Origin of the sequence: Beijerinckia sp. L45 (assembly GCF_009765775.1) — a bacterium.
In the GTDB taxonomy this organism is placed as follows: domain Bacteria; phylum Pseudomonadota; class Alphaproteobacteria; order Rhizobiales; family Beijerinckiaceae; genus RH-AL1.
Genome location: NZ_LMUU01000184.1, coordinates 38,517 through 43,212, shown reverse-complemented (window position 1 = coordinate 43,212; position 4,696 = coordinate 38,517). Strand labels below are relative to the sequence as shown.

At 62.8% G+C, this 4,696-nt stretch carries 4 protein-coding genes; 1 reads left to right on the top strand and 3 read right to left on the bottom strand.

Annotation, left to right across the window (positions count from 1 at the left end; genetic code table 11):
* Both GSQ79_RS20275 and GSQ79_RS20270 read right to left on the bottom strand, forming a co-directional pair.
* Window positions 1–1,558 (bottom strand): phage tail tape measure protein (locus tag GSQ79_RS20275; RefSeq protein ID WP_158810473.1); only part of this gene is annotated, 1,558 nt, incomplete at its 3' end.
* A 2-nt stretch (window positions 1,559–1,560) separates the two neighbouring features.
* Window positions 1,561–3,609: a hypothetical protein gene (locus GSQ79_RS20270; RefSeq protein ID WP_158810472.1), complete on the bottom strand. Its 2,049-nt coding sequence runs from the start codon at window positions 3,607–3,609 to the stop codon at window positions 1,561–1,563.
* A 77-nt stretch (window positions 3,610–3,686) separates the two neighbouring features.
* On the opposite strand from GSQ79_RS20270, the gene GSQ79_RS20265 reads away from it, so the two are divergent.
* Window positions 3,687–4,370 (top strand): hypothetical protein, encoded by a 684-nt coding sequence (locus GSQ79_RS20265; protein ID WP_158810471.1) that lies wholly within the window; start codon window positions 3,687–3,689, stop codon window positions 4,368–4,370.
* On the opposite strand, the gene GSQ79_RS20260 is transcribed toward GSQ79_RS20265, so the two are convergent.
* A partial coding sequence (locus tag GSQ79_RS20260) for a hypothetical protein (protein ID WP_210253154.1) occupies window positions 4,367–4,696 on the bottom strand: 330 nt, incomplete at its 5' end. The two genes, GSQ79_RS20265 and GSQ79_RS20260, sit on opposite strands and share 4 nt — an antisense overlap.

Here is a 4,696-nt window from a genome sequence, read left to right as displayed (position 1 = left end):
GCTGGTTGAAGAACCGCTGGAACGACGGCGCCGCGTCGGCGTGCACAGTGAGACGATGACCGTCTTTCAATTTGATGGTCGTGAGGTTCGCGCCCGGCTGCGCGCCGGGATACTGGCCGCCCGACATCAGATTGGCGCCGCCGACGATCTTCTGACCGCTCACGTCTGCTGTAAGCGGTCGGCTCGGTGCGTTGGCTTCCGCATGCCGCGCATCGGTCGCCTTGCGTCCCCGCGCCCGCAACGCGTCGACGCCGGTTAGCTTTCGCACACCACGCGCGATGCGGGCACCAAGACCGGCGCGGCCGCCGCCGCCACCTTCGTCGCGTGCCCTGACCTCGCCCGGCTCCGCCGCCTCCGCCTTGCCTAAACCAAGGCTGGCGACGACGCCGACTCCAAGCAGCAGCATAAGCCACCGCGGCATGATGACTGCCGACAGCCCGGCGAGCGCGAGACCAAGCGATCCGATGAGCACGATGAGGCTCTTGTCGCCCGTCAATGGCCCGACGAGCTCGGAGAGCCTCTTGGCCAGGTCTTCGACGCGTTTAAGGATCTGATCCCAATCCGCTGCGGCCAGCTTTTCGCCGATCGCCACAGCCAGCCTGATGAGATCGTCAGCAATCTTCGAAACGATGTCGGCGATGCGATTGCCGTTTGCCAGAAACCAGTCCGCGAGCTTGTCGAGGAACGGCTTCAGCTTCACGAACAGGACGGTCTCGACACGGGTCTCGACCGCCTTGATCACCTCGTCGAGGCGCCGCAGCGACTGCATGTAAACGGTGCCACCAGCTGCTGCTGCGTTCGGATCGGCGCCAGCGCGGCCTTGGATGGCCTTCTGCTCAGCCTCGCGCTGACGGAAAGCTGGGTCCATCACGGCGCGCGACAAAAACTCGGGGAGGCCAAGGGACTGACCAACACCGATCGCGTTGGCGTAACCGAAATCCTTGGTGTCGCGCGTGGTACGCATCTTATCGCCGAGATCGGTCAGGATGTCGGCGCTGTCGCGAAAGTTGCCCGCCGCGTCACGGGTCTGAACGCCGAGCTGCTCCAGATACTTGGCGTATCCGGTCCGGGCGATATGGAGCTTACGTCCGAATGCTGTCAGGGCAGCGTCGGCCTCCTGGCGCGATGACCCAGTCTGCTCCGCGGCGTAACCGAAGGCTGTCACGTTGGCGGGTGACGCGTCAGAGAGCTTGCCGAGATAGGCGAGACGCTCGAAGCCAGCCGCCGCCTTGCTGACGGCATCGGAGATCCCGATCGCTGTCAGGCTTGTCGCCATCGCGATCGCGGCCTGGACGCCTGAGAACCGCAGCGCAAAGCTCTGCGCGTTCTTCAGCGACGCCTTCATACGCGCGGCTTGCTTCTGGTCGGCATCGCGACGAGCCTTGTCGCGAGCCGCGATCGCTGCCTTCTCGGTGGCTTCCCGCTTCTTCGTCTCGGCCTTGACCTTGGCCGTGTTGCGTTCCTCTGTCCGTTTGACGGCGTTCTCGGACTGCGTCTGAGACACCTCGTCGAGCTTGAACCCGACGCCGGCGAAGAAGTCCTTGAGGGTCTCGGCCATGTCTAGGCCTCCGCGCCCTGCAAATTACGAAGCCAATCCGGCGGCCCGCGATCGGGCATCAACCGGGCTTCCTGTGTCGTGCTGGCGCTGTCGCCACCCTCGATCTCGAACGTCGGATTGTGCGCCACGTTGAGGCGGCCGCGCGCCGCGTTCGAGATCACGATGCTCTGAACAGGTGACGGACCGAGGCTGACCGGCTTGATGGTGTCATCGGTCTTCGGACTTGCCGACGGCATCGGCGGTGCTGGCCGTACGTTGCGGCGGACATTGTCCATGTTCTCGCGCGTCTTCCAGGCCCAGCTGTCGGTCTGCCCGTTCCAGCCTTCGGCGCGCTCCATGACGGCGGCACCGCGTGCGGCCTCGGCATCATCCTTGGCGGTCGACAGGATCTTACCGGCGCCCATGCCGTCTGGACCATAGGCCTGGTCGGCGTAAGCCTTCAGCTGGTCGTCGAAGTCGCGGCTGTTGCCGTACTTCGCGGCACGATCGCGGCTGGCCTGAAAGATTCCCGAGTGGCCGGAAGCGTTCGATGCGTCAGGTCCGTCCTTGGTGCTTTCCACGTAGGCCATACGAGACACCGCGGCGCGGGCGCCGGCATCGGTGAAGCCGCGCGAGGTCAGATATTCGTAAGCGTGCTTCTGCCGCTCCGGCGTCCACCAGCCGCCCTGGTTCTTGCCGCTGCCCCGTTTAAACCAGCGCTTGGCGCGGTCAAGGAGCCCCTGCCCTTCGGGTTGCCCCTTGATCTGGTTGCCGCCGCCCGGTCCTGTCGGGTAGGCCATGCCGGTTTCGGGATCGACATAGACGTCGTTCTTGGCGGGATCCGCGTGCTGGATTGCGGCGGCCGTGTTAACGGCGCCGATGGCTCCGGCAACGCCGACGCCCAACGCCGCGGCCAACCATGGAGGTATGGCCAAGACGCGCAAGATTCGAAGGCTGCCTACGAGGCCAGCCAATAAAGCGACGAGCCCGGAATTGCCGCCAAGCTTTTCGAGAAGAAGACCGAAGCCTCCGGCAAGTCGCTCCATAAATCCGAGGATCTTATTCCAGTCGGCGCCGGCCAGTTCGTCGGCGATCGCAGACGCCAACTTGATCAAATCGTCCGCGACGCGCTGCACAAGGGCGCCAACTTCCTTGCCGTGCGCGAGAAACCACTGCGAGAGATCGTCGAGAAGCGGACGAAGCTTCTGAAACAGCGTCGTCGAGATCCTCGTTCCGATGGCATCGAGCACCTCCTGGAGGTGCCGCATCGACTGCTCGAACTGGATACCGGTGGCCGCAGCCGCGTTGGGGTCGGCGCCGACCGTCTTGTGATCCGCCTGGAATTGCCCTTCACGCGCCCGGAAATTCGGGTCCATCATGGCCCGGGCTTGCTGTTCCTCGAAGCCGAAGCTCTTGCCCCAGGCAAGTGCGACGCCGTAGCCTTCCTTGCCGTTGATGTCGCGCAGCGCGTCGCCGAGGTCCGTGGCGAGATCGGCGCTGTCACGCAGCTGGCCCTTGGCGTCACGGGACGACTTGCCGACGCGACGCAGGACCTGGTCCAAGGACTGCGCGTAGCCGGCGCCGTTGACCCTGAGGTTCTTTCCAAACGCCTCGAGGCTCGCGTTCGCCTCGTCCGCCGACGAACCAAGCTGGCTCGACGCGTAGCCGAAGCCGGACGCTTTGCCGGCGGTCGTTCCGTTGCGCTGGCCGAGATACTGGAGGCGTTCGTAGCTCTTGGCCGCGTTATCGACCGCCTTGACGATGCCGGCAGCCGTCAGGCCCGTGACAGCGCCAAGAACCGCCTGGATCCCGAGAAACTTGGTCGAGAACGAGCGAAAGCTGTTCAGGCTGCCGGCGAGACGCTCCTGTTCTTTCTTCGCAGCGAGAGCCTGCCCTTTCTCCCGGTCGGAGGCTTCCTTTGCCTCCCGCTTGGCACGCTGGTCCCCGGCCTTTTCGGCCGCATCGCTGGTGCGCTCCTCATTTCGCTTGACGACGTCCTCGGCCTGGCGCTGCGCGATCTGGTCGACCTTGAAGCCGATGTCGATCAGGTAGCTTTTGAGCGTTTCGGCCATGGATCACCGTCTCGCCCTATCGCCTTCAGAAAGCGTCTGAGCCAAGATGTCCGTGATTGGTCGGGAGGGCCACGGATATGATCATTGCTCTGCTTGTTCTGATAGTTTTGGCGATCCTATTTCCCGGGTTCGTTCGATTCGTTTTGTGTCTGCTCTGTCTTTTCGTTGTGTTGGCCGCTGGGACTGACAACGGAAAGATGCATGACGTACAAGCGCAGACCGCAAGTGGAGTGCAGACTCGTGAAGAAGACGAGGCGGACCTGCGAGCTTTTGCTAGTTCAAAGGGCGAGACCGTTGAAGCCTTCGCAAGTCGCGTCGGCAGCACGCACGACCATATCCTTGCTTTTATTCACGCATCGGAAGCCGGTGGATCGTCCAGCGTTCAAGCCCTTAGATCGCTTGAGTCTTTCGGAACCAGATTGCGAGAGGAAGATGGCCCGCCCCTTCCGGTTCTAGACCCCGATGCATACTGCGACAGACGGTCGGCTGCAATCCCGAAGCGATTTGATGATCCCCAGGGCCTCACCTTCCGACACACATGTATCGATAGCGAGCAGGAAGGCTACGAAAACCTTAAAGAAGCTTGGCCAAGAGCAACCGACGAAGAGCGAGATACAGCAACCGCTTTCATGAAGAAGGAAAGCAAAGACCGATGGTCTTACGCCGGTTTATTTGCATATCTCAACGCTATCGTAGAGAGGGATGCGCTTTTTCATCGCAATGAAGAAATGAAGAGCGTGAATCATTTTCACGCCGACTAACTCGGCCCGAGCGAAAGCCCCGCATCTTTCTGGGCCTGCGTCGTCGACCCACCGCTCACCGCGATGGTGGTGAGGTCGTCGTACCAGTCGAGCGCGCGCGTATCACCGACACGGCGCATCGACACGATCGTGTAGATGCCGTCCGGCGCCAGGACACCGGCCATCTGCAAATTGATATTTTGCTGGGAACCGGCGGCCGTCAGCGGATTGACGTCGCGTTCGCCCTCAATGATCGAGGACTGGTCGAGGTGGATGCTGGCATGCGGCTGCAAGGCCGAATTGATCAGCGACCGCACCAGGATCCCGTCCGGCGTCTGCCGCGCCCA